The organism is Pirellulales bacterium, from assembly GCA_036267355.1.
Lineage (GTDB): Bacteria > Planctomycetota > Planctomycetia > Pirellulales > DATAWG01 > DATAWG01.
Window position 1 is genome coordinate 30,026 of the sequence record DATAWG010000042.1, and the last position, 23,095, is coordinate 53,120.

The 23,095-nt window shown below is 61.4% G+C and carries 19 protein-coding genes; 7 read left to right on the forward strand and 12 right to left on the reverse strand.

Going from position 1 to position 23,095, the window contains the following annotated elements:
- Positions 1–3 precede the first annotated feature (3 nt).
- On the forward strand, positions 4–504 hold the full coding sequence (locus VHX65_06970) for a transcriptional repressor (protein HEX3998271.1): 501 nt from the start codon (positions 4–6) through the stop codon (positions 502–504).
- Positions 505–697: 193 nt separating this feature from the next.
- On the opposite strand, the gene VHX65_06975 is transcribed toward VHX65_06970, so the two are convergent.
- The 4 genes from VHX65_06975 to VHX65_06990 all read right to left on the reverse strand — a co-directional run bounded on the left by VHX65_06975 (position 698) and on the right by VHX65_06990 (position 6,662).
- Entirely contained in the window at positions 698–1,897 is a 1,200-nt protein-coding gene (locus VHX65_06975) for a HEAT repeat domain-containing protein (GenBank protein HEX3998272.1), read from the reverse strand.
- 15 nt (positions 1,898–1,912) lie between these two features.
- Positions 1,913–3,337 (reverse strand): adenylosuccinate lyase, encoded by a 1,425-nt coding sequence (gene purB, locus VHX65_06980; GenBank protein ID HEX3998273.1) that lies wholly within the window; start codon positions 3,335–3,337, stop codon positions 1,913–1,915.
- Between the two features lie 232 nt (positions 3,338–3,569).
- A complete protein-coding gene (gene holA, locus VHX65_06985; GenBank protein ID HEX3998274.1) occupies positions 3,570–4,670 on the reverse strand; it encodes a DNA polymerase III subunit delta in 1,101 nt (366 codons plus the stop codon).
- Positions 4,671–4,871: 201 nt separating this feature from the next.
- On the reverse strand, positions 4,872–6,662 hold the full coding sequence (locus tag VHX65_06990; GenBank protein ID HEX3998275.1) for a hypothetical protein: 1,791 nt from the start codon (positions 6,660–6,662) through the stop codon (positions 4,872–4,874).
- A gap of 432 nt (positions 6,663–7,094) precedes the next feature.
- On the opposite strand from VHX65_06990, the gene VHX65_06995 reads away from it, so the two are divergent.
- Together VHX65_06995 and clpX are read left to right on the forward strand one after the other, a co-directional pair.
- A complete protein-coding gene (locus VHX65_06995) occupies positions 7,095–7,373 on the forward strand; it encodes a hypothetical protein (GenBank protein HEX3998276.1) in 279 nt (92 codons plus the stop codon).
- A 256-nt stretch (positions 7,374–7,629) separates the two neighbouring features.
- A complete protein-coding gene (gene clpX / locus VHX65_07000; protein ID HEX3998277.1) occupies positions 7,630–8,913 on the forward strand; it encodes an ATP-dependent Clp protease ATP-binding subunit ClpX in 1,284 nt (427 codons plus the stop codon).
- Between the two features lie 239 nt (positions 8,914–9,152).
- Here clpX and VHX65_07005 read toward each other — a convergent pair whose 3' ends face one another.
- The 4 genes from VHX65_07005 to VHX65_07020 form a co-directional block, all read right to left on the reverse strand.
- Complete coding sequence (locus VHX65_07005) at positions 9,153–10,259, reverse strand: aminotransferase class I/II-fold pyridoxal phosphate-dependent enzyme (GenBank protein HEX3998278.1); 1,107 nt, start codon at positions 10,257–10,259, stop codon at positions 9,153–9,155.
- A 154-nt stretch (positions 10,260–10,413) separates the two neighbouring features.
- A complete protein-coding gene (locus VHX65_07010; GenBank protein ID HEX3998279.1) occupies positions 10,414–11,160 on the reverse strand; it encodes a hypothetical protein in 747 nt (248 codons plus the stop codon).
- Positions 11,161–11,403: 243 nt separating this feature from the next.
- Complete coding sequence (locus VHX65_07015; GenBank protein HEX3998280.1) at positions 11,404–13,620, reverse strand: DUF11 domain-containing protein; 2,217 nt, start codon at positions 13,618–13,620, stop codon at positions 11,404–11,406.
- A 245-nt stretch (positions 13,621–13,865) separates the two neighbouring features.
- A complete protein-coding gene (locus VHX65_07020; protein ID HEX3998281.1) occupies positions 13,866–15,137 on the reverse strand; it encodes a hypothetical protein in 1,272 nt (423 codons plus the stop codon).
- A 666-nt stretch (positions 15,138–15,803) separates the two neighbouring features.
- Between VHX65_07020 and VHX65_07025 the strand changes: the two genes are divergently transcribed.
- Positions 15,804–16,619 (forward strand): hypothetical protein, encoded by an 816-nt coding sequence (locus tag VHX65_07025; protein ID HEX3998282.1) that lies wholly within the window; start codon positions 15,804–15,806, stop codon positions 16,617–16,619.
- Positions 16,620–16,722: 103 nt separating this feature from the next.
- Here VHX65_07025 and pdxA read toward each other — a convergent pair whose 3' ends face one another.
- A complete protein-coding gene (gene pdxA / locus VHX65_07030; GenBank protein HEX3998283.1) occupies positions 16,723–17,832 on the reverse strand; it encodes a 4-hydroxythreonine-4-phosphate dehydrogenase PdxA in 1,110 nt (369 codons plus the stop codon).
- A 177-nt stretch (positions 17,833–18,009) separates the two neighbouring features.
- Here pdxA and VHX65_07035 point away from each other — a divergent pair, with 177 nt between their 5' ends.
- On the forward strand, positions 18,010–18,555 hold the full coding sequence (locus VHX65_07035; protein HEX3998284.1) for a hypothetical protein: 546 nt from the start codon (positions 18,010–18,012) through the stop codon (positions 18,553–18,555).
- A 98-nt stretch (positions 18,556–18,653) separates the two neighbouring features.
- Entirely contained in the window at positions 18,654–19,103 is a 450-nt protein-coding gene (dtd, locus tag VHX65_07040; protein HEX3998285.1) for a D-aminoacyl-tRNA deacylase, read from the forward strand.
- A gap of 22 nt (positions 19,104–19,125) precedes the next feature.
- Here dtd and VHX65_07045 read toward each other — a convergent pair whose 3' ends face one another.
- Entirely contained in the window at positions 19,126–19,830 is a 705-nt protein-coding gene (locus tag VHX65_07045; GenBank protein HEX3998286.1) for a metal-dependent hydrolase, read from the reverse strand.
- A gap of 238 nt (positions 19,831–20,068) precedes the next feature.
- On the opposite strand from VHX65_07045, the gene VHX65_07050 reads away from it, so the two are divergent.
- Positions 20,069–20,653 (forward strand): CvpA family protein, encoded by a 585-nt coding sequence (locus VHX65_07050; protein ID HEX3998287.1) that lies wholly within the window; start codon positions 20,069–20,071, stop codon positions 20,651–20,653.
- A gap of 322 nt (positions 20,654–20,975) precedes the next feature.
- Here VHX65_07050 and VHX65_07055 read toward each other — a convergent pair whose 3' ends face one another.
- Together VHX65_07055 and VHX65_07060 are read right to left on the reverse strand one after the other, a co-directional pair.
- Entirely contained in the window at positions 20,976–21,995 is a 1,020-nt protein-coding gene (locus VHX65_07055) for an acetyl-CoA carboxylase carboxyltransferase subunit alpha (protein HEX3998288.1), read from the reverse strand.
- Positions 21,996–22,112: 117 nt separating this feature from the next.
- Entirely contained in the window at positions 22,113–22,997 is an 885-nt protein-coding gene (locus VHX65_07060; protein ID HEX3998289.1) for a serine/threonine-protein kinase, read from the reverse strand.
- Positions 22,998–23,095: the final 98 nt, after the last annotated feature.

Consider the following 23,095-nt stretch of genomic DNA (forward strand, 5'->3'; position numbering starts at 1 on the left):
TTTATGGCGCAGGAATTTTCGCTGGGCACGGTCGAGGTTGCCCTTTCGCCGCTCGAGCGGTTCGAGGAGTTCTTGCAGAGCCGGGGCAAGCGGATTACCGTGCAGCGGCGGATCATCGTGCAGCAGGTCGCGCAGCGACACGAACACTTTGACGCCGATCAATTGCTGGCCGACCTGACCAAAACGGCCGAGCATCGCAAAGTGAGCCGGCCCACGGTTTATCGCACGCTGGCCGAGATGACCGAGGCCGGGCTATTGCGGAAAATGGACCTCTCCGGCCGGGCCGTTTACGAACACGATTACGGCTATCCGCAGCACGATCATCTTTATTGCCAGCAGTGCCACAAGCTGATCGAATTCTCGAGCGACGATCTGCTGAAGCTGCGCGACGCCGTGGCCCGCGAACATCAATTTCGAGTGCTCGGCCATCGACTGATCATCACCGGCCAATGCGCCGATTGCCGCCGATCGCGGCAAGCGAACCGCCGGCTGGAATTGGTGTAGGTCAGGCTTTCCAGCCTGAGAATGTCGCTCCCGTCGTTTGGTGGTTGCACGGATGTGTGCCACTGGCAAGCGAAGTCGGCCAGCGGTGGCGCTACAGCGGCCGATCCCTTCACTCTTGGGTCAGGTCGCGGCTCGGCAAGGGGAGACTGCGCTTGCCCGTGGCACATGCCGATTGCATGCGTTTGTTGGACGGTTATAGACCGTCGGGCCTTAACGGTGGCAAACCTTTGATATACGCCTCGTCACCGGTTATTTGGCGCAGGGCTTGGCCCGCGCGATGGCAAACGCGTTCGCCACTTTCGGAGCCTCGGATCTCGGCCATGTCGGTTTGCAGTTTTTTCAGCGGGTCAACTGCTTCCTTCGCCGCGTGGCCCAAATGCCCAAGCGATTCGGCGGCGTTGCCGCGAACGTTCGGATCGCGATCGTCCAGCAGCTTGAGCAGCATGGGAATCGCCTCGGTACCCAGTCGCGACAGAAGGTTGGCATTCGCCCGACGGAATTCTTCGTCGCTGCCCATCAGCTTGAGCAATTCGACCTGAAAAGCCGTGGCGTTGTTCCGCGTGAGAAGCGCTTCCGCGGAGGCATGGCGGACGCCTGGGTCTTGATTTTCAAGCAATTTTCTGCCGACATTCGCGGGGATTCCAGAACCCAGCCCGATCAGCCCCATTGCGGCGTCTGTGCGAATTTGGGGGTTGGCGTCATTGAGCAAGGATTTGAATTTCGACACTGCGTACAAAGGGGTTGTAGTCGGGTCGGCGCCCATGTAGCTCCCCTGGAAAGTTGCAAGCACCGCCCGGCGAACGTCGGTGTTCTTGTCGTCGACCAGGGCGAACAACGCCGCGACAGCCTTCGGGCCGGCGGTGCGGAGGGCGATGGCCGCTTCGCGCCGCGCTTGCGCCGATTTATCCTCCCTGACCCGTTCGAGCAGTTTGGGAATTGCCGGTTCGGCGGCGCTTCCACGAAAGGTCAAAGCCCCTGCTGCGGCGCCTCGAACTCGGTCGTCGCTATCGCCCAACAATTCGATGTAACGCGGAATTAGCGAGGTTGTCGCCTGCTTGTCGATCCAATTGCTCGAAATGATCGCTTGCCGGCGCAGCGACGCGTCGGGATCCTTCATCGCTGTCACCAGCGGCGGCACAATCTCGTCGGAGAGCCAGCGAACCCGCGATTCCTTGTCCGTACGGTGCGAGCGGGTCCAACGAATTCCGATTCCCTGCAAGGCGGCAATGGCTTGGCGGCGCTCGGCTACCGAAAACCGAGGCTGAACTCGGGTCTTCCATTCGGCGAGACCGATTCCTTGGTAGCTCGTGTCGTCGGGATTGGCGGCGGCGAGGGCCGGAATCGCCATTGCTACGATCGGCAGAAGCAGCAGCGACGCGGTGCGTCTTTTCACGGCACGACTCCTTGCTTATACATGCACGTGTGCAGATTGCTTCAGTGCCGCCGCGTGACGTCCACGGATCGGTTCGACCACTTCGGTCAAGAATTCGTCGACCTGCTGTGGGGCGCGACCGACGAAACCCGCGGGGTCGAGCGATTTTTTAAGATCGACTTTCGCAAACAGCGGGTCGGAGGCCAAGCGGTCTAACAAGTCGTTGGCGCGGCCGCGATCTTTCACTTCGGCCGCTGCCGCTTGGCTGTGCCGGCGGATTTGTTCGTGCAGCGATTGCCGGTCGCCGCCGGCCGCGACGGCCGCCATCAAGATATTTTCCGTCGCCATGAAGGGGAGTTCTTCCGCCAAATGCCGGGCGACTACTTGCGGATACACGACCATTCCCGAAGCGATATTCTGATACAGGATCAATATCGCATCCACGGCCAGAAACGCTTGTGGCAACACCAGGCGGCGGTTGGCGCTGTCGTCGAGCGTGCGCTCGAGCCATTGCGTGCCGGCGGTTGCAGCGGCACTGGTTTCGAGGCTGGCGACGAATCGGCCCAAGCCGCAAATTCGCTCGGCGCGCATCGGGTTTCGCTTGTAGGCCATCGCCGAGGAGCCGATCTGGTCGGCCTCGAACGGTTCTTCCAATTCCTTGCGACCGGCCAACAGCCGCAGATCGGTGGCCGCCTTTTGCGCGCTTTGCGCGACGCCGGAAAGAGCCGCCAGGATTTGCGAATCGATCTTTCGCGAATAGGTCTGCCCAGTGACGGGGTAGGTGTCGTCGAAACCGATTTTTTTCGCCACGCGAGCTTCGAGTTCGCGCACTTTCGCATGATCGCCGCCAAACAGTTGCAAAAAGCTGGCTTGCGTGCCGGTGGTTCCCTTCAGCCCTCGGGCCTTGAGCGCCGCGATGCGGACCTCGACTTCTTGCAAGTCGAGCACCAAATCGTAGGCCCAAAGGCAGGCCCGCTTGCCCACAGTCGTCGGCTGGGCGGGCTGGAAATGCGTAAACGCGAGGCAGGGCAGATCGCGCCATTCTTTGGCAAACGCCGCCAGCCGATCGATCACCGCCGCCAGTCGGCCGGCCACGAGCCGCAAGCCGTCTCGCATCAGCAGCAGATCGGTGTTGTCGGTGACGTAGCAACTCGTGGCGCCGAGATGAATGATGCCGCGCGCTTCGGGACACGCATCGCCATAGGCATGCACATGGGCCATCACATCATGCCGCAGTTTCCGCTCATAACGATCGGCGGCGGCAAAGTCGATATCGTCGACCCGCTGACGTAGCTGCACAATCTGGGCTGCCGAAATATTCAGCCCCAATTCGGCCTCGGCTTCGGCCAGCGCCACCCAAAGCTGCCGCCACGTGCGAAATTTTTTCTGGGCGCCCCATAGCGCGCTCATTTCGGTGGAAGCGTAGCGGTGGGTCAGAGGGTTTTCGTAATGTTCGTGCACAGTGGCTTGAACGACGAAGGACTAATGACAAATGTCTAAAGAATGACGAATGTCGAAGCACGAATGACTGGAACCGGTTTCAAACGCGCCTGCGGACAGGGGACACCCCGACGGTTTGGAGCGAATTATCAATTGTAACCGAAAACCGTGCGAACCCAAGCCGGACGACGCCCGTTCGTTGTTCATTTAGTCATTCGTGCTTCCTCATGCTTTAGACATTCGTCATTCGACATTAGACATTTGCCCCGCGCTTCATTCGCACGATGAGCGTTTCCAGCATCAGCCGGGCCCGATCCGGCGACGAACTGCTGCCTTTAAGCGCCAGGTCGGCTTCGAGCAGCCAATCGTAGAGCTTGGCGGCGCGGCGGACTCCCAGTTGGCGGAGTTGGGCCTCGGCTTTGTCCATTGCCTTGGGCCATTTGCTCACGCCGGCTTCTTCCAGCGCCTGCCGGATTTGCGGCTTGCGGCCCTCGGCTTGAGTGTTGCGTACAATCCGGGTCGCGGCCGCCAATCGACGCAATGGCGAGGCCATCTGGGCCAACAGGCCGATCGGGTTTTCGCCCGCCAGAATAAGTCGGTCGAGTTGCACCAGTGCCGCTCGGGCGTCGCCTGCCGCGGCAGCGTCGATCATTTCCCAAGCCGTTTTGGCTCGCCAGCCGCCAACCGATTGCTCGATCAATTGCAACGGGATGGGGGCGAGATTTTTCTTTTCGCCGGATTCGCCCGCTGGGGCCGCGAGCAGCGACAGTTTGGCCGTTTCCTGATCGAGCCGGCCCATTTGCGGCCCGACGATTTCCAAAAGCCGCTCGGCGGCTGCGGCGGCAAACGCCGCGTGATAAACCCGTTGCGCTCGCTCGCGAATCCACGCCAGAATTTCTTCCTCGCCGGGCACGTGGCAATCAATCTGCAGGCCCGTCTCGGCCAATTGCTTGAACAGCCGCGTGGTGGCCGGCCATGTGTCGACCTCGAGCACCAGCACGCCCGTGCGCTTCGGATTGGCCGTATAATCTTCCAGTTCCGGCCGGTAGCGGCTAACGAAAGTATCCGCCTCGTTGACGATGACCATTCGCCGTCCGCCGCCGAACAGCGCGACCGTTGCCAGTTCGTCGAAGAGCGTTCGCGGCTCGACGTCGTCTCCCTCGAATGCCCGGAAGCAAAATTCCGCGTCGCCGCTGCCGAGCACGGCATTGCGCAGCGAATCGAGTGCCTGGGCTTTCAAGAATGGCTCATCGCCGAACAGCACGCAAATCGGCCGCGGCGGAATTTCCGCGGTCCGCGCCAAATAGCGCAGCGCGGGCATTGCCTTGGAATCGGAAGTTTTCGATTTGGCCATCGTAGGACGCTGAGGCGAGGTAATCGGTGGTCGAAAATAGAACGTCGCCAATATACCGTGGCGGCAGGGCAGGGGGGAGGCGCCGCGGACAAACGCGCGAAACCGCAAGCGCGCATCCACTGCCAAACCGTAAATTCGCACACTTGCGGTTTCGCGCGTCTGAATCCGTCGCGACCGCCAAGCAGCCGCGAGCTCGCCGGTTCAGCGATCAAACCGATACGTCGGCGCGCGCGACGACGAATCGTCGTCCAAGGGATGAACCGTGCGGATGTGGCCCTTTGGCCGGTCGGGGTCGAGTGAGACTGGCTCGGGCGTTTCGAACACGCCGACATTGCCGGCCTCGTCGCGGACTTCCAGTCGAAGATAGACGCTTTCCGGCACACGGCTGTCGAAGCGCCATGTGTAACTGCCCGTGTTTTCCAACCCGGCGGCGATCGTCGAGTAGGGGCCCCCCGGATGGTCGGTAAACGATAATGTCACGGGTCGGGCCGCCAGCATCGCGTCGCTGGTCTCGTAGCGGATCAGCAGTTGGCCCACATGGTCGCCGGTTCCGAGCTCGAAGCTTGTGATGCGAGCGATCGGCTTAGTGAGATCGACGCCGACCCACAATTCCGGCAGATCGCCGCTGTGCGGCGGTCGAGTGGTCAAGCCTTTGCTGTCGACCACCGTGATGCGAAACCCGTAAAGCCCTTCGCCGTCGACTTTGACTTTGATCGGGTTGTGGTTGGCCGGCTGGAGGCCATAGCTCTGCCATGTGCGGCCAGCATCGCGGGTGCCCCAGATTTCGATTTTTGCGACACCTGCCCCGCCAGCCGAGTCGACTTCATAGTCGAGCGCGAAGCGGCGGGAATTGACCATATAGGGCCGCTCGCCCGGGGGCAGCCCTTGTGTGAACAAATTGCTGCCGCCGGAAAATCCTGCGACCGAAAAATGATTTTCCATCGGTGGAGCGGATGGACCGCTGCCTGCATTGCTCGCTGGATCCGACGACGGCAGCATCGGGCCAAACGTTGGGCCGGCGGAATTTGCGTTGCCGGAGCCTGCGGCGATGGATGTGCCGCCGCTGGCGGTCGGACCGCTCGGCGTTACGTCATGCGTTGCCGTGCCACTGTTATTCGCGGTCGCGTCGCCCGTTTGCCCGAGGGTTTGATTGGTAAGACGGTCGGTTGGCCAGGACGGTCCGCTCGGTTTTTGCACCGAAGCCAACGGCGGCCCGCCCGCAGCATTGCCCTCGCTTCCGGCGATCCCATTTGTCGGGACACTGCCAGCCGTACCGCCGGGTGCCGCATTGTCGTCGCGGACGGTGGTTTGCATCGTCGCGAGATTTCCCGCCCGATCGCTGATCTCGGCGCGGAGTGTAATCGCCCCGGCAGCGCTGACGCGAAACGATGCCTGGCCGTTGTAGGTCGTCCGGTTCGGATCGCGCGGCGGGTCGAGTCCGATCAAGCGCCACGTCGGATCGCCCGTCGCTTGACATTCGATTTTCAGGCTATCGGGCTTTAGCAGCGGGTCGGTCGCAAGCCAATGCACGACGATCTGACCATTCGTGTCGCGCCAAGCAGTGAGTTCCAAATGCGGGGGAAGCGTGTCGATAATCACCCGCAGCTCGGGGCCGCCACTGTGTTCCGGCCGGATATGTCCGGCGCGATCCACGGTACGGATGGCGAACCAATATTCGCCGTCGCGAGGAGCGCGAAACGAAAAGCTCTTTTGCCGCGGATCGACGTGGGCAGCCAACGCCCAACTGCCGCCAGCATCGGCCGACACATACAGCCGCACTTCGACCGGCGCTTGCGACGCGTCGGCAGGGGGCGGAACGGTGAACGGAATCGAAAAATAGGTTTGCCGTGTGGGGACGGGGTCGGGCAACGTCGTGATCGGCGATGCGAGTGCCGCGACTGAGCAGGCCGGCGCCGAAAGCACCGGCGCCCAGATCGCCGCCGTCACGGCGCAGCAGAGCCGAATCATCAGTATCCGACGGACGATCGACATAACCCCCCCGGGTCGGGCAATAAGCGGACGGCGATGCGACACGTTAAAAACGCTCGCGTCCGTACTCTTGGTATCGGTGTTGCGGACGGTACGGCTTGAAACGCCGGTTAAAGCCGGATCGACTGGGTAAAATGCGTCGTGGTTGTCGGTGTGGAGCCAAGAGGATCACGTGCGCAGTCGTGGCGTCGGCGAGAAAACGCCGAGCCGAGCGAAAGCCATTTTTATTTTCGCCGTCTGCATTCTTCGTCTTCGCGGCGCCTCGTGAGGCTCCTGATGATGGCCTCTCTGACCGCGATAATCTGGAGTGGGTTATTCTGGACTCGCACATGGGACAAGTACATAATGAATAGGAAATCAGGCTACGAAGCCTTTGATGCCCGGTTTCCACTTGATCGCCGGGCCGGAAGGTGCGGCGCGCTGAATAAATAAGCGATGAGCAATTGGCTCGCGAACCCGTTGGTGCACGCGTTGGCGTCGAAGGTGCTGCTATGGTGCACCGTATTGGCGCTGCTGGTGGTCTTGGCGGTGTATGTCCTGGGAAAGTTTCGCGGTAGTGCGGAGGAAGAGCACCTCGGGGCAAGCGAACTGCTTAGTAAATTTCGGGAACTGCATTCGCAAGGTGGGCTAAGCGACGAGGAATTCCGAACAATAAAGACGCTGCTCGCGAAAAAGCTCCAGCGGCAGTTAAAGAATAGCGGCGAAAAGGGTTAGGCGGGGCTTGCCGGATCGGGCTCAAGTTTGGCGGCTTGAGCGCGACGTTGCCGGTCCGCCGATTGCTGCGAGTCGACGTTTCGGAATTGCCTCTTACGGAAGCGCTCGGTGCAAGTGTGGTCAAGGATGTGCCCCTGGCAACGCAAAAACGCGATCGCGTTCTAGCCCTACGAGCGACAACTTGGTTTTGCAGTTTGGCGAGCGACCACGGCCGTTCACGCGCCAGACGTTTTTCTAGCGAAGAAAGAGGATCGGCATGCCCTCTGGTCGGGATGTTAATTTAGGACGGCGTGGCAGTGGCACAACGAAGAAAAACGCGTTTTGTTCGTTCTGCCGAAAGAGTTACCGCGACGTCGGGCCCCTGGTCGAAGGGCCTGGCGACGTCTATATCTGCGGCGAATGCATCGAATTGTGTCAATCCATTCTCGACCAGGAGCGCCGGCGTCGCGGAAGCAGCAAGCAGCTCTTCGCGCGAATTCCATCGCCGCGCGAAATCGTTGCACACCTCGACGACTACGTCATCGGCCAGGAGCATGCCAAGAAAGTCTTGGCCGTCGCCGTCCATAGCCACTACAAACGGCTGACGCTCGGCGCCGAAGGCTCGGACGTCGAAGTCGACAAGTCGAATATCCTGTTGCTCGGGCCGACCGGCTCTGGCAAGACGCTTTTGGCCCGCACGCTGGCGAAGATTCTGAACGTGCCGTTCGCCATCGGCGACGCGACCACGCTCACCGAAGCCGGCTACGTCGGCGAGGATGTCGAAAACCTGTTGCTGAAATTACTCCACGCGGCCGACTTCGATCTCGAAGCGGCGCAGCGCGGCGTGCTCTATATCGACGAAATCGACAAGATCGGCAAGACGAGCCAAAACGTGTCGATCACTCGCGACGTGTCTGGCGAAGGCGTGCAGCAGGCGCTGCTGAAAATGCTCGAGGGCACCGTGGCGAACGTTCCGCCACAAGGTGGCCGCAAACATCCGGAGCAGCAATACATTCAGATGGACACGACCAACATCTTGTTCATCTGCGGCGGCACGTTTGTCGGCATCGAGAAAATCATTGCCAAGCGGCTCGGCCGGCGCACGATCGGCTTCGGCCAGCAAAGCGGCATGCGTGGCGACGCCGATATTGCCGAGCTATTGCCGCAAGTCGATGCCGACGATGTGCTGCAATTCGGTTTGATTCCCGAATTGGTCGGCCGGTTGCCGGTGATCGCGGCCCTGAAACCGCTCGACACCGCGGCTTTGGTTCGCGTGCTCCGCGAGCCGAAGAATGCGTTGGTAAAGCAATATCAAAAACTCTTCGGCATGGAAGGGGCTGATTTGCAGTTCACTGAAGACGGTTTGCAAGCAATTGCTCGCCGAGCTCAGGAAAAGGACACAGGTGCGCGGGGTCTTCGGTCGATCATTGAAGAGACAATGCTCGACATCATGTTCCACCTGCCGGAACATCCAGGGGCCGCTTACGTGATCGACGAACCGGTTGTGGCGGGGAAAAAGGCCGCGTTTCCGATCGTCGAAGCGAAGACAAAGAGCGCGTGAGGCCGAGCCGATCTGCCGACAAAAAACATCGTGGCGTGTCACGTTCAAGCCCATGCCCGGTCAAACGGCCATGGAGGTTAAGTGCACGCCCGCCAGAGAGCGAGCCCGCGACCGGTAAGCCGATCGCGGGCTCGCGGCATTTGTGGGGGAACCGAGGAGCCCGCAGCACAAGCAAGGAAGATCGCGGTTCGTCCTTGCTAACGCTGCGGGCTAACGCGACCCACGCGCGAAACCAAGCTCTATCCCGCAAGTCGCCGTAGCGCTTCGATGCCGCGCTCGAGCGTCGCATCCTCGGTCGCGTAGGAAATGCGAAAATGCGTGTCGCGGCGGCTGAATATGTTGCCGGGCACGATGAGCAGTTCTTCTTTCACGGCCCTCGCGCAGAACTCCGTCGCCGTGCCGTGCGGCACCTTGGGAAACGCATAAAACGCTCCGTTCGGTCGCTGCAATTCATAGTATCCGTCTAGGCCCGCGCCGATTCGATCGCGTTTGCGGCGATAGGCGGCGATGTGAGGAGCCATATCGGTATCGAGCGCAGCGGCAGCGCCCCATTGAAACGGTTGCGGAGCGCACACGAACGTATATTGCTGCAGCTTTGCAATTTCGTCGACCACCGCCGCCGGGCCGTGCACGAAGCCGAGCCGCCACCCGGTCATGGCGTGGCTTTTGGAAAAACCGTCGACAACAATCGATAGCGGATTGAAACTGGCCGGCGACACGAAGGGCCCGTCGTAGCAAAACAGCCGGTAGATTTCGTCGCTCAATAAGGCCACGTGGCGCTTTGCGGCCAACTCCGCGATCGCGCGAATCTCGGGCTCGGCCGCCACAGCGCCGGTCGGATTCGCCGGGCTATTTAGCAGGATCAATTTCGTACGGCCGCTCATTGCCGCGGCCACTCGATCCGGATCCAGACGGAAATCGGGATACGTGTCGATCACCACAGGCACGCCGCCGATCAGCTTCACCAGCGGTTCGTACATCACGAAATAAGGATCGAACATCACCACTTCGTCGCCCGGATTGACGATCGCCATCATGGCGAGCATCAAAGCGCCGCTGGTGCCGCTGGTGACGATCAGCTTGCGATCGGCGTGGCCGTATTCGGCATCGACCCGGGCTTGCAGCTTCTCGCGCAGCACGGGCATGCCTTGCGTGATGGAATAGCTGTTCTTGCGGCTCTGGATTGCATTGATGGCCGCCAGCCGCGCTTCTTCAGGCACATCGAAATCGGGCTGCCCGATCGAAAAATTGATCGGGTTTTTCATCGTCGCCGCCAACTCGAACACCTTGCGGATGCCCGAGCTATCGAAGAGTGAGGTGCGATCGGCAATCCATGAGTGGGGCATGAGGAGCCGGGAGGGGTCAGGGGGCCGGGGGCCAGAAGGGTAGGGCAGGGGGGTGGCGGGCAAAGGTCGACACGCAACGAAACCAAAGGCGAGCCTCAATTGCCGAACGGGATGGAAGCTCGCTTGCGGCTTCGCGCATCTGCCGCTCGCACGCTTACGGCGAGTCTTCCTTGAATGGCGCCGCGGCGGTTTTGCCGTGCAGTGCCACGGCTTGTTTCTGTCGCTCGTCGGCCTGCGCTTTGTAATTCGTGCCGTGGCGCGTTGCGATGTCGTATTGATCCTGGGCTTTGTGCTCGTCGTCGAGCATGGTTTGCAAGTTGGAATCGACCTGCTGGTCCATATCCGCAATCGCGGACGTCTGGTCGTCGCCGTGGCCCACGATCACGCCTCGGGCGACCAGATCGTTGAATTTATTTTGGATTCGCCGGGCCCACATTTCCGTAACGTCGAAATGCCCTTGCTCGTGGTCGAGCAATCGTTCGTCGGTCGGCCGGGTGGTCCACGATTGGCGGCGATCGACTTCGGCGACGATCTCAAATCCGGTCAGCCGGGCTTCGAACTTTCCCGACGGCGAATCGTGCCAGCGATAGTGCGTGTTGTAGTGCAACGACGTGTACGTCATCGCCGAAAGGTAGACGCCATTTTTTTGCGGCAGCGGGTTGGGCGGCGGGCAGCGGAAATCGGCAGCCGTCAGCGGCCCGTTGCGATACGGCCGCATGGCCATATCGGCCACGTTCGATTTCTTCGGGCCCTCATCGCCGATCGCGATATGACAAGTGTCGCTCGCCACGAAAACGGCAAGCAAGAACACAAGGAACAAGTTGCCGAGCAAACTTGTAGAAAAAATTCCGCCGGCAGCTTGTCGCTGCGCAGACCGCGCCTCGTGAATTGCCATCAACATCCTGCACTCTCCTCTGGATCGAATCAGCCCGATTGATCGATTATGGCTTATTCGCCGAGATCGCGACAATAGGAGCAGTTCAATCGCGGCGCAGAACGCGCGAAACCGCAAGCGAGCATCGACCCGAGTTGGCCCGGTGACAAGAAACAGGTACAAAATCGCAAGGCGGAGGTGGACCCGTTCCCGTTTTTCCTACGAAGACTACGCAAAACGGGACTGTCCCCTGCGGTTTTGAAACTGTTTCTATCGCACGCGGCATTGGAAATGAACCACGCCGCCGCCATTGGCCCGAACCGGGTCGATCAAGTCCCATTTCAACACCACCGAGCCGACTTCGTTCGGCTGGGCCGTGAATGCCGCCTTCATGCTCGATTGCTCGCTGCCGGCGACGTATTCCAAGCGGGTCGTGAGGCTATCGACGATCGTCACATTGCCGATCTTCTGGTCGCCGACATTGTCGAAACGAATCGTGAAATCGATCGTTTCGCCCGGCAAGGCATTGTTGGTGGACGCGATCTTGCACACCTGAAGCCGTGGGTGATTCGGCACATCGACGACAAACTCCGCCTCAGCGCGAGCGTCGCCCGTGACGGCCGACGCCCGCTTGCCTTCGATCTGGATTTCGAGGGCCTGGTTGCCGGTCCAGGCGACCGCATTCTGCACACGCTGTGCGAGAATCGCCTTGTCTTCCGAGGCGATGATGCCGGTGCGAATGTATGAAAAATCCTCATATGGCTTGAGCCGATCATAAACGGCGGCGAGCGTTTGCTCGTTGTGCAGGTCGATTCCCTTCTGCTTTTCCACGAGCGCGAGCACCGGCCGCACGCCCACTTCGCCGATCGGTCCGAGCGGCTGTTCGGAAGTCGAAGCAAATTCATTTTCGTTCGCCAGGCTCGGCCGCACCGGTTGGTTCACCTTGTAGAGCCCTTCGAACTCGTTTCCCTCGCGGGCCAGATCGACTTTGCGAACCGCGGCGAACCGCGGGGCATAGATGCAAACCCGATTGCTCGTTTGAAATAGGGTGCGGCCGTCGATCGTGTCGTAATGCACGAAGGTGTCTTCCGGCTGCATGCCGTCGATGTGGAAATTTGGGCGCACGCGGATCAATGCCCCGCGCTCGCCGCCATCGCAAATGTATTCGTCTTTCGGCCAGGGGCACGCAATCCCCGACGGCTTCCACGGGCCGAAGGTCGCACAGGCGGCCGGACAATTCCCCGGGCAATTCGCCGGACAATTGCCGGGGCCGGCCGCCGGACAATCCGGCGCCCCGTCCGGCCGCATGAATCGCGGCACATAGCCGGGCTGCGTATAACCGTCGCCCGGATAACCGCGGTACGCCGCTTCCGGCAGGCCCGCCGTGGTCGGGCAGGGCCCGGGTTCTTGCCCACGAATGATCGGTTCGCTTGCGGTTTGCGGCAGCGCCGGCGGCTCGGGGGCATCGGGCACCTCCGCTCGCGGTGATTGCCGCACCGCGTCCGACGGCATTTCCAGTATGGCCGACGCTTGCATCACGCCGTTGCTGTTCGCCGACGAATTGAACGAAGATGGATTGTTCGACGGCAGGGCAGGGGGGAGGGGCGCTTTCGGCTCGCTGGGTGCGGCTGCCGGCGGTTGAGCATTCGGCGCTTTCTGCGGCTGCGCTTTCGGCACCACGCTCGGCGGCGAGCTTAGCGGGGCCGCAGGCGGCGTGTTCGGCAATGGAACCGGCACCGGCTCGGCATGGCCGCTCGCCGGCGCACGGCTCGCCTGGCAACCGGCTAGCGGATGATCCGCGTCGGCGAGCAAGAGCAGGGCAGGGGAGTGGTACATGAACTGGGCGTCGGGCGATCCGGTGTCGGACGGCGTGCGGCCGCCGATCCGCAGAATCACCATCGGCCGCCCCATGCTGCTGGCCACGGTCAGCGGATCGTCTTGCGGCGGAGCGTCGAACCATGCTTGATGCGCCGGATCGGATCGAGCCGGCAGCGCATCGTGTGGATTTTCGAGATAGATCACGCGGGTAACAAAACTGCCCCGCGATGCCAGCTCGAGATCTTCCTGCGTCAACTCGATCGGCACGGGAAATCGCAGCTCTTCGCCCCGCGGTGGATACGTCCGGTCGATCACTTCGATCGTGGGAAACACTTCCATTCCCTCGTGCTGCGGAATCCGAATCACCCGCAGCCGATAAACCGCTCCGATCAGCATGCCGGCCTCGACCGGCGCCGGCATCGGCGGAGTGAATTGATCATCGACCGCCAGCGACACCGCGGCCCCAGCCGGGGCAATGATCTGAATCGGTTGAAAATAGCCCGGTATCGGCCCGCCACGTTCGAGCTGCGCCGTGCCGATGGCGCCCGGCGGCAGAATGCCGGCATACCCATGATGCACCGGCGGTTCAGCCGCAGCGACTATAGCGGCGCAGGAAAGCCAAGCCGAAATCAGCAGCAGCCGGCCCGCGATGCATTTGCGTTGAGCCATGGTCGTATTTCGCATTGCCTTGAAGAGATTTCGTTGCGTTAAACGCCGGAGCCCGCAGCGCAGGCAAGGGAGTGCCGTTTTATTTCCTTGCTTGCGCTGCGGGCTTCTGTCTTCTCGATCTTTCCTCGTGCCCGAAGAGCCCCCGGCGGGAGTGCCGGGGGCTCTGGGGAGTTGGTTGCAAACGATCGTTGCCACACGCTTGATGGTCGTCGCTGCCGGTTGCCCCGGCAGGCAACGACTGGCGATTAGCGTTGCGGCTGGCAGGTGGCGTCGTAGCCCGGCGCTTCCTGATGCCGATCGACCGCCGGCTGGTGCAGTTGCACCGGCGGAGTCGGCGTCGCTTCGATGATGATCGCTTTATGCGGTGGCTTCGGATAGCTGAGGCCAGGCACTTCGGCAACCTTGATCTCGACATTGTGCACCGGCTCGGGAATCGAGTAGTGCGTGTAGTTCGTGATCGAGTGTTCTTGCAAACCGGCAGGCACGCCGAGCGGAATGTGCGGCGGACCAGCCAAGCCGATCGGAGTGCCGCACATCGGCATTCCATACATCGGGGCCGTAACGCCCGCCACATATCCCGGCGGAAGGCTCACGGCCGGACCGCATCCGCCCGGTCCGCAGCCATAGCCGTTGCCGCCGCCATAGCCCATGCCATAGCCTCCAGGCCCGCAACCCTGGGGCCCGCAGCCGGCTGGGCCGCACCCTTCAGGACCACAGCCCGCTCCGCCATCGCCATCCATGCGATGATGGAAACTGGCTTGAAACACGCCATTCGGCGCGCCGGCCATTTCGGCCCCCGGGGCCTGCAAATCCTTGTTGCCCAAGCGGATGATCGCCATGATCGAGCCGCGTTTTTCGGCTTCGACGATCGGATCCTTGCCCGGCTCGAGCCGCGTGCTGACGAGCGTTTCGGCGCCGGCCAGCACGACATCTTGATGCTCGGCGTCGGGCAGGTAGATCACTTTGGTGACAAAGTTGCCCGAGAGCACCTGCTCGAAGTCCTCCGCCGTCAGTTCGAACGGAATGAAGTTGTGAGCTAGGAAGGCTTCGGTGCGGGGCGTGGCCAAGGCCACTTCGATCGTCGGATAAAGTTCGACGCCCGGCCGGCCCGGGAGATTGGTCAGCTTCAGCCGATAGATGGCTCCTTCCGGGAAGTTATACTTGGCCGGCTCGATGAGCGGTTCGGAATCGAACAGCCCCGGGCCGCCGACGTCCCAGTAGATTTTCATCCCATCGTTGCCGCGGAAACCGATCTGCGACGCTTCGGGAGCAGCGACTGGATACATCAGATTTGGATAATCGGGACCCAAGACACCGGGTCCCGGTCCGCCGACACCGGGGCCGGGATGCTGGAGCATCGCGGCGGGCGGCAAGACTTGCGTGGCCGGCTGAACCACCGGCCGATCATGAGCGATGCACTGCCGAGGCGAGTTCATCGGGATTGGCGTCGTGCATCCGGTCGCCAGGAAGGCGGCCGACGCCAAACAGACCATCCAATGTGGCAACAAACGTTTCATGTTTTCCCCCCTGACACGGCCGTCAAGGCCGCAACCAACCCCTTGCCAGCGGCCGCGCACAATGAGCGCCATGGCAGGGCGTAACAAAATCCAAGAACGCACAAGTTCTCCGGGCCAGCGGCTGAGAATCTCCCGCCGGACCGCAAGATGAGTTTTCACCGCAAGCCGGCCCGTTGCCGCCGCACCGTGGCGACGGCCTCGATTCGACCGACCATCCACACCGCACAAGCCAGCCGGCAATTGCTGTGGACCGGGCCAGTGGCTCGGTCCTACAATGCCCGCCCCCCCGCCGGACCCAATCCGCCCGTGGAGGCTCGCGGCAACTGGGTGGCGAAACCGGCATCGATTCACCGGCTCGCGCCGCGCAGAGCACGCCGCTGATTTGTAAACTCGGCCCGCTACAACGCGAATCTTTGGCAAATCCGGCATATCCGCGCCATGAAGGCAACTCGGCCCAGCTTCGCGTGGTTTGCGGCGGCCTGCTTTTTGGCCTGTGGCCCGATAAGCGCCCAAGCCCAGTTGCCACCCAGAGTTGTCGCCACGACAGACCCGGCCACGCTGCCAATGCCAGCGCCGGCGGCCGGTAGCCGGCTATCGCCGACAGCACAGCCCGCGGCGGCTGACGCTTCCGCCGTTCGCGCCGCACGCGAGCAAGCAGACGGGCTCGTGGCGCGAGTTCGGCAATTGATCGACGGCTACGATTCGATCCAGTGCGGTGTGCGGCATCGCATCGATCTGTTCGACACGCAGATTCGCGGCGAGGGAGTTTACTACCAGCAAGGGCACGGCCTGCGCCGGCTCATGCACTTCGAACTCCGCAGCAAAATCGGCAACCAAATCACCACGCTGTTTGAAGTGTCCGATGGAAATTTCTTCTGGACGTTCCGTGAGACGCCCGCCGGCGTTCCCTCTCTGACGCGTGTCGACCTCGGGCAAGTGTCGGAAGCGTGGAATCAAGCTCGGCGTGCGATGCCGTCGGCCCCCGCGCCCAAGCCGTCGGCATGCGGTCTGCCCAAGCTACTCGATGGAATTGCCGAGAATTTCAGCTTTGAACGTATCACTGCCGGCCGGCTTGGCGATCGGCCGGTTTGGATGCTCGAGGGGAGTTGGCGGCCCGATAAACTCGCCGCGGCAGTGCCCGATCAGTCGGCCGCGATCAAGGCGGGCCGGCCGCTCGAGCTCAAACGCCTGCCAGCGCAGTTGCCCGAGCGAATCGTGTTGGAGATCGCGCAAGACGATCTGTTTCCCTGCGAGCTTGAATATCTGCGGCGCGGCGGCGGTTCCGCAGGGCAGGGGAGGGCAGGGGAGGGGGGGGAGGCACCCGGCTACCGGCCGATCGTCGCCATGCAATGGTTCGACGTGCGAGTCAACCAGCCGATCGATCCACGAAAATTCATCTATCAGCCGGTCGGCCAACCATGGATTGACGCCACGGAGCAATGCCTAAAAACGCTGAATCTGATCACAGTGCAAAAACAATAATGACGAATGCCTAGTAACGAATGTCTAAAGAAGATGAATGACGAAGCTCGAATGACAAACCGGAACGATCACTTTGGATCTAGCATTCGTCATTCGGTTTTCGTCATCCTTTCGACACTCGGATTTCGTCATTCGTCATTTTGAGTTGGGCTGCGACACGCAGGGCGGCGATCATTCCGCTGCATTCCGCACGGCCTTGCCAGGCCAGATCGAAGGCCGTTCCATGGGCGACACTGGTGCGTACGATCGGCAATCCCAGCGTCACGTTTACCGCGCTGTGCATTCCCAACAGTTTGATGGCGATGTGCCCCTGATCGTGATACATGGCCACCACGGCGTCATAGCGGCCGTCGCGGGCGGCGGCCATTAGCGTGTCGGTCGGCAACGGTCCGACGACATCGAGCCCTTCTGCTCGAGCCCGTTCGACCGCGGGACCGATCACTGTCCGCTCTTCGTCGCCAAACAATCCCTCTTCGCCGGCATGGGGATTCAGCGCGGCCACGGCAATCCGCGGCCGATCGCCGAGGCCATGAAATCGCCTCAGCCGCCGCAGTGCCTCGTCGGCGAGATGGATTTTGCTCAGAATCGCCGCGCAATCCAACGAGGCAAACACGTCTCGCAGCGCCATGTGCAGCGTGACATGCACGACGCCGAGCCCGGCCGGACCGCGCACCGTCTCACCCGGCGGCAAATAGAGCATCATCGCGAAATCGCGAACTCCGCATAGCTCGGCCAGCAACTCGGTATGGCCCGGATAATGATGCCCTGCCTGCCAGAGAGCCGCCTTATGTAGCGGCGCGGTGACAATGCCGTCAACCCGTCCGCTGTTGGTCAGTTCGACCGCTTTGACGAGTGAGTCATACGCCGCTTGCCCGCCACGAGGGTCGATCATTGCAGGGGAAACGAATTCTGCCTCGCCATCGCCACATTCCAAACAAGGAATCCGCGCAATGCTGCTTCCATCGGCGTCCCATGCCGTCCCGCGCCGCGGCTCGCTTGCGGTTCCGCGCGTCAGACTTTCTTCCTCAACCGCTACAACCTCCGCCCGGCTCCCCACGACTTTCACTGCCCGCCGCAGCACCACAGAATTTCCAACCACCACCGCCCGGCAGACTTCGTGCATTGCGGGATCAGCCCAAGCACGGGCGATCGTCTCCGGCCCGATTCCAGCCGGATCTCCCATCGTAATCGCCAATAGCGGCCTATCGTCCATGCGGTTTTCGTTCATCAAACAGATTCTAGAACCCCCATCGCCGCCGATCAAACGGCGTTCCAAGCCAGCAGCGTCAGCCCCGCGTGGACGCCCGCCGCGCGCAACCATATATTCAACTTTACAAGCGACGGTCCCTCGTGGTCTAACCCCTCACCCTCTCCCTAACCTTTCCTCCACTTGTCTCGTATTTTCGCATCCCTGGCATCGTTTGCGCTGCTGCTGATGGCGGTGACGCTGTTGCTCGGCTTGTATGTTGGCGATTTGCATCAGCCGCATAGCATGCGGATCGACGATCTGGGGATGGTTCACCGCATGTTCGGCATTGCTTCCGCGCTAGTCGTGGTGCTGGTGAACAGCATTGCGGTCACGTATTTCATCGGCACGAGCCGCTGGTGCCGCGAAGTGGTCGAAACCTATAGCCTGGACACGCAGCTGATTCGTCGCAGCGCCGTGCTGAAGCGGCGGGCTTTTCCCTGGGCCGTTTCGGCGATGTTGGTGATTGTCGCGGTTAGTGCTCTCGGGGCGGCCGCCGATCCGGCAACCCGGCACGCTTGGACGGTCGATTGGGTCTATCCGCACTTGATTGGCGCGATGCTCGGTTTCGCCTTCATCGCCTGGGCTTTCTGGCAAGAATGGCTGCGGATCCGCGAACACCATGCCGTGATCAACGAAATCTTGCGCGAGGTGCGGCGCATCCGGCAGGAACAAGGCCTCGAAGTGTAGGCGGGGTCTGGCTCATTTTTTGGCCCCGTGGCGGCAGAAATTACGATCGACGATTACGCCGAAAAATGTGCCTGACCCACTGACTCCCTGAATCGCCGATGCGCGCTTGCATTCAACGAGTCAGCGAAGCGCGGGTCAGCGTCGATGGAACGGTCGTCGGAGAAATTGGCCCAGGCTTGGTCGTGCTGCTCGGCGTTGCCCAGCTAGACACGAGCGCCGATGCGGCTCAACTGGCCGACAAGATCGTCGGGCTGCGAATTTTCGGCGACGACGAAGGAAAGATGAATCGCTCGCTGGCGGAAGCCGGCGGCGGGATGCTCGTCGTCAGCCAGTTCACGCTCTTAGGCGATTGCCGCAAAGGGCGCCGGCCGAGTTTCGTCAATGCCGCGCCGCCGGAACTCGCCGAAGCGCTTTATCTACAATTCGTGGCCGCGGTGGCCAAACAAGGGATCACGGTTGCCACCGGCCGGTTTCGGGCGAAAATGGCCCTCGCGCTTGTGAACGACGGCCCCGTAACGCTGCTCCTCGATAGCACGAAATTATTTTGAATCCGCGAAGCCGACGAACGAGTCACATCCGGCTTGCCGTCGTCGGCACTTTGGCCATCTGAGCGGGAGGTTCGTTCGCTCGGCGATGGCGGCCCATCCATTTCGGTTCTTTGAGCACGAGAAACGAAAGCGCGATCAGGATTGAGTAGGCCGCAACATTCGGGACAAATTTCTCGCCCCACATTTTGGTCGCCGTGCCGAATGATTTCTTGATCCGCACGTGCAACAGATCCACGCTCCAAATCTCGTCGAGCAGCAAGTGCGACATGAACCCGACAAGCACGGCCGCGGCATTGAACACTCGATGGGCGATGTTTTCGTGCTCGTGTGCACAAATCAGAAAAGTCAGCTCCGCCGCGATCGCCGCCGCGGGCAGGCTGTGGAACATGCCGCGATGCACCGTGCAGTGCCGCAGCAGCCAGCCCACGCCGAAGCGGATCACTAAGTAAATCGCTCCTCCGCCGAGCACGATTGTTTCCGGCGCCCAGCCGAGTTGCTCCATCTGATTCAAGAGCATCATCGGCACGACGGCCGCCGCGAAGGCCGTGCTTTCGCGCAGCGGAACGCCGGGTCCGCTGTCCAAATCGGGTAGCATTCCGGAAACGCTGCAAAGCCCTGCCGCCAACATGCAGGTCGGCAGCGGCACGCCATAGCGCACAAATGCCGCCGCCCCGCCGGCGATGCCAAGCAACGTGCTCGTGGTGATATGGGTTCTGAATCCGGCCATGATGGCGCGGGATGGTAGCGAAACGCGATGAGCCGGCCAAGATCGAAGCGGCGCAAAAAAATACTGCGACGCGCGAAACCGCAAGCGGGCATCATCGGCCAAACGGCATTGAAGCTCGCCGGCGGTTTCGCGCATCGCCCGAACTGCTCTACAAGCCGGTTTGCCGCGTCGCTATACTCCCGCGTCGGCGCTGTGCTGCTAGCAGTTGAAGTCCTGGCCATCCGGCTAACGACCATTTATGGATTTGTACGATCTGCTGATGCTTCTGGTGCTCGGGGCCAACCTGGCCCTGGGCGTGTGGAAGGGCATGGCCTGGCAGGTCGCTTCGATTGCGTCGCTGGTGCTGAGCTATTTCATGGCCCTGCGCTATAGCGCGACGCTCGCGCCGATGCTCGGCGTTGAGGCGCCGCTCAACCGGTTCGTGGCGATGTTCGCGCTCTACTTGGCGTCGTCGCTGTTTGTCTGGCTCTGCTTCCGAGCGGTGTCCGGATTCATCGACCGGCTAAGGCTGAAAGAATTCGACCATCAGGTCGGGGCGTTTTTCGGAGCGGCGAAGGGAGTGCTGTGGTGCGTTGGCATCACGTTCTTCGCGCTCTCGCTATTGCCAGGGACACGCGACCAAGTGTTGCAGTCGCATTCGGGCCATTACATCGCCCTGCTGCTGAACCATGCCGACCGGGTCATGCCGACCGAGATTCACCAGGTGCTAGACCCCTACCTGAACCAACTCCAAACCGAACTGGCGCCCGCCGGCGCGAAGCCGAGGCATCCGGCAGCGTCAGCTACGCCGACGGACGACGCGGCGAAGCCGCAACCAAAGTAGCAGGCACACTCCGTGTGCCGTCTGCGCTGCTGGGCGGGCGGCGCACTGTTAGAGCGCGGACGGCAAACGGAGTGTGCCTACGATGCCATCCCGCGGGCCGGGCGAGGCCAACGGCGGATTCCGAGAAATGCGGTTTTCCTCGGGAAAATCGCACATCCTACCGAACATAAGAGACATTATCGGACGTTGCGGAGGGGTAGAAACGGCGGCATTTCGGGCTGCCGCTGGTTGCCTAAGCTCAAGATTCGACGCGCGGAACCGCAACCGAGGTTCAACGTCGAATTGGATTTTCGGCACGCTTGCGGTTTCGCGCGTTGGTGTGCTAATCGCGACCGACCGCTTCGCCGTTGCTCGCCCCGATCGAGGTCCCTTGCAGCACGCCGCCTTCCAGAAAGACGCCCATGCGGCGGTATTTTTCGTAGCGCGTCGCCAACAGCTTTTCGGTCGGTTGCGGCGCCAGTTCGCGGAGCGTTTTGACGAGAAACGATTTTAGCCGGGCGGCCATCCGCGGGTGATCGCGATGGGCGCCCCCAAGTGGTTCCTCGACCACGGCGTCGATCACGCCCAACTTCAGCAGATCGCGGGAAGTGAGCCGGAGTGCGGCGGCCGCCTCTTCTTTGTGATTATGGCTCTTCCAGAGAATGCCGGCGCAACCTTCGGGGCTGATGACGGAATAGTACGCGTGTTCGAGCACCGCCACGCGATCACCAACGCCGATGCCGAGCGCTCCGCCCGACCCTCCTTCGCCGATTACCACGCAAATGATCGGCGTCGGAAGTTGCGACATCTCGAACATGCTCTCGGCGATCACTTGCGACTGGCCGCGCTCCTCGGCTTCCACACCGGGATAGGCGCCCGGCGTGTCGATCAGTGCGATCACCGGCCGACCAAATTTGGCGGCCAATTGCATCTTGGCGATCGCCTTGCGATATCCTTCCGGATGAACGCAGCCGAAATGACAGATGCTGCGTTCCTTGACCGTACGGCCTTTCTGGTGCCCGACAACCATCACCTTATATTGATCGAGCTTGGCGAAGCCGGTTCGCAGGGCGCGATCGTCGCCAAACGATTTATCGCCGTGCAACTCGACGAACTCATCGAAAATCAGATCGAGATAATCGGTCGTCATCGGCCGATCGGGATGCCGCGCGACTTCGACCGTTTCCCAGGGAGAGAGATTGCCGAAGATGCGTTTGGTCGTTTCGACGAGCTCGCGACGCAGCTTTCGCAGTTCATCGCGGGCCTCGGGATTTTCGCGCGCGGCCGCCTCGGCATCGGCGATTCGCGATTCCAAATCGTAAATCGGCCGTTCGAAAGCAAGGCGATGATTGGCGGAAGGCATGTTAGGGGCGAGGGGCGAGGGGCGAGGGACCAGGGGCGAGAGACGAAAACCACGAATTGGTCAGGTCGAGTTGCTGGAGTGACGGGCAGGGGACACGAATCTCAAAACTGTTCGATTTTACTTACGCGCCCCTCGTCCCTCGTCCCGCGCCCCTTCTTCCTTCGGTTTGACGCGGAAAATGCCTTTTCCGCGCAGGTCGTTCAAAAAGGCTTCCATCGATTCGGGACGATTGTTCGGGTCTTTCGATAGCATGCGAAGGATCAGTTTGCTGAAGTCCGTCGTGACGTTCCGATTGATTCCTTCCAGCGACGGTGGCTGAGATTTCAGGTGCTTGTTCAGAAGCTCGGCTTCCGAGTTGCCGGTGAACGGCGGCTTGCCGGAGATCAGTTCATGCGCCATGCAGCCGAAGCTATAAACATCGGCCCGCGGGTCCAAGGATTCGCGGCGAATCTGCTCCGGCGACATGTAGCTCCGCGTGCCTTGAACTTTCGATTGCCGATGAAACATCCGGCCCAGAAAACCGCGCTGCCGCTCGGCGAGCGCGAAGTCGATCATTTTCACGTCGCCTTTCGGGCAAACGAGAAAATTGTTCGGCTTGATATCGCGGTGGATCCAACCTTTGCCATGCAGGTAGGCCAAGCCGGCGGCCGCCTGCTCGACGACCTTCGGCACCAGATACGCGATGCGGTCGGGTCCTTGCAAGACCAACTGCTTCAGATTTAGCGGCCCGAAATATTCCAAGGCCAGGAACGGCAGCTTGCGGGTCGTGTCGAATTCATAGGTGCGGATCACGTTGGCGTGCTCCAAGCCGTGGCCGACGGCATGCTCGTGCCGCAGCATGGCCAACTGCTGCCGGTCGTGGGCATAGTCGGGCGGAAGAACCTTGAGCGCAAATCGTTCGTTGAGAGCGTCGTTCATCGCCTCCCACACTTGGCAGGCTCGGCCGTTGCCGACGACATTCAGCAACCGATACGATCCGAGATATTGGCCCGTTTGAGTCACGCTGCCGCCGCTTTCCTAATCGTTTGCCTAGCTGTTTGGACGACAAAAAACGAGGCATAATGCGATTCTTATGCTTCGTTAATCCCCGCCTAGCTTAA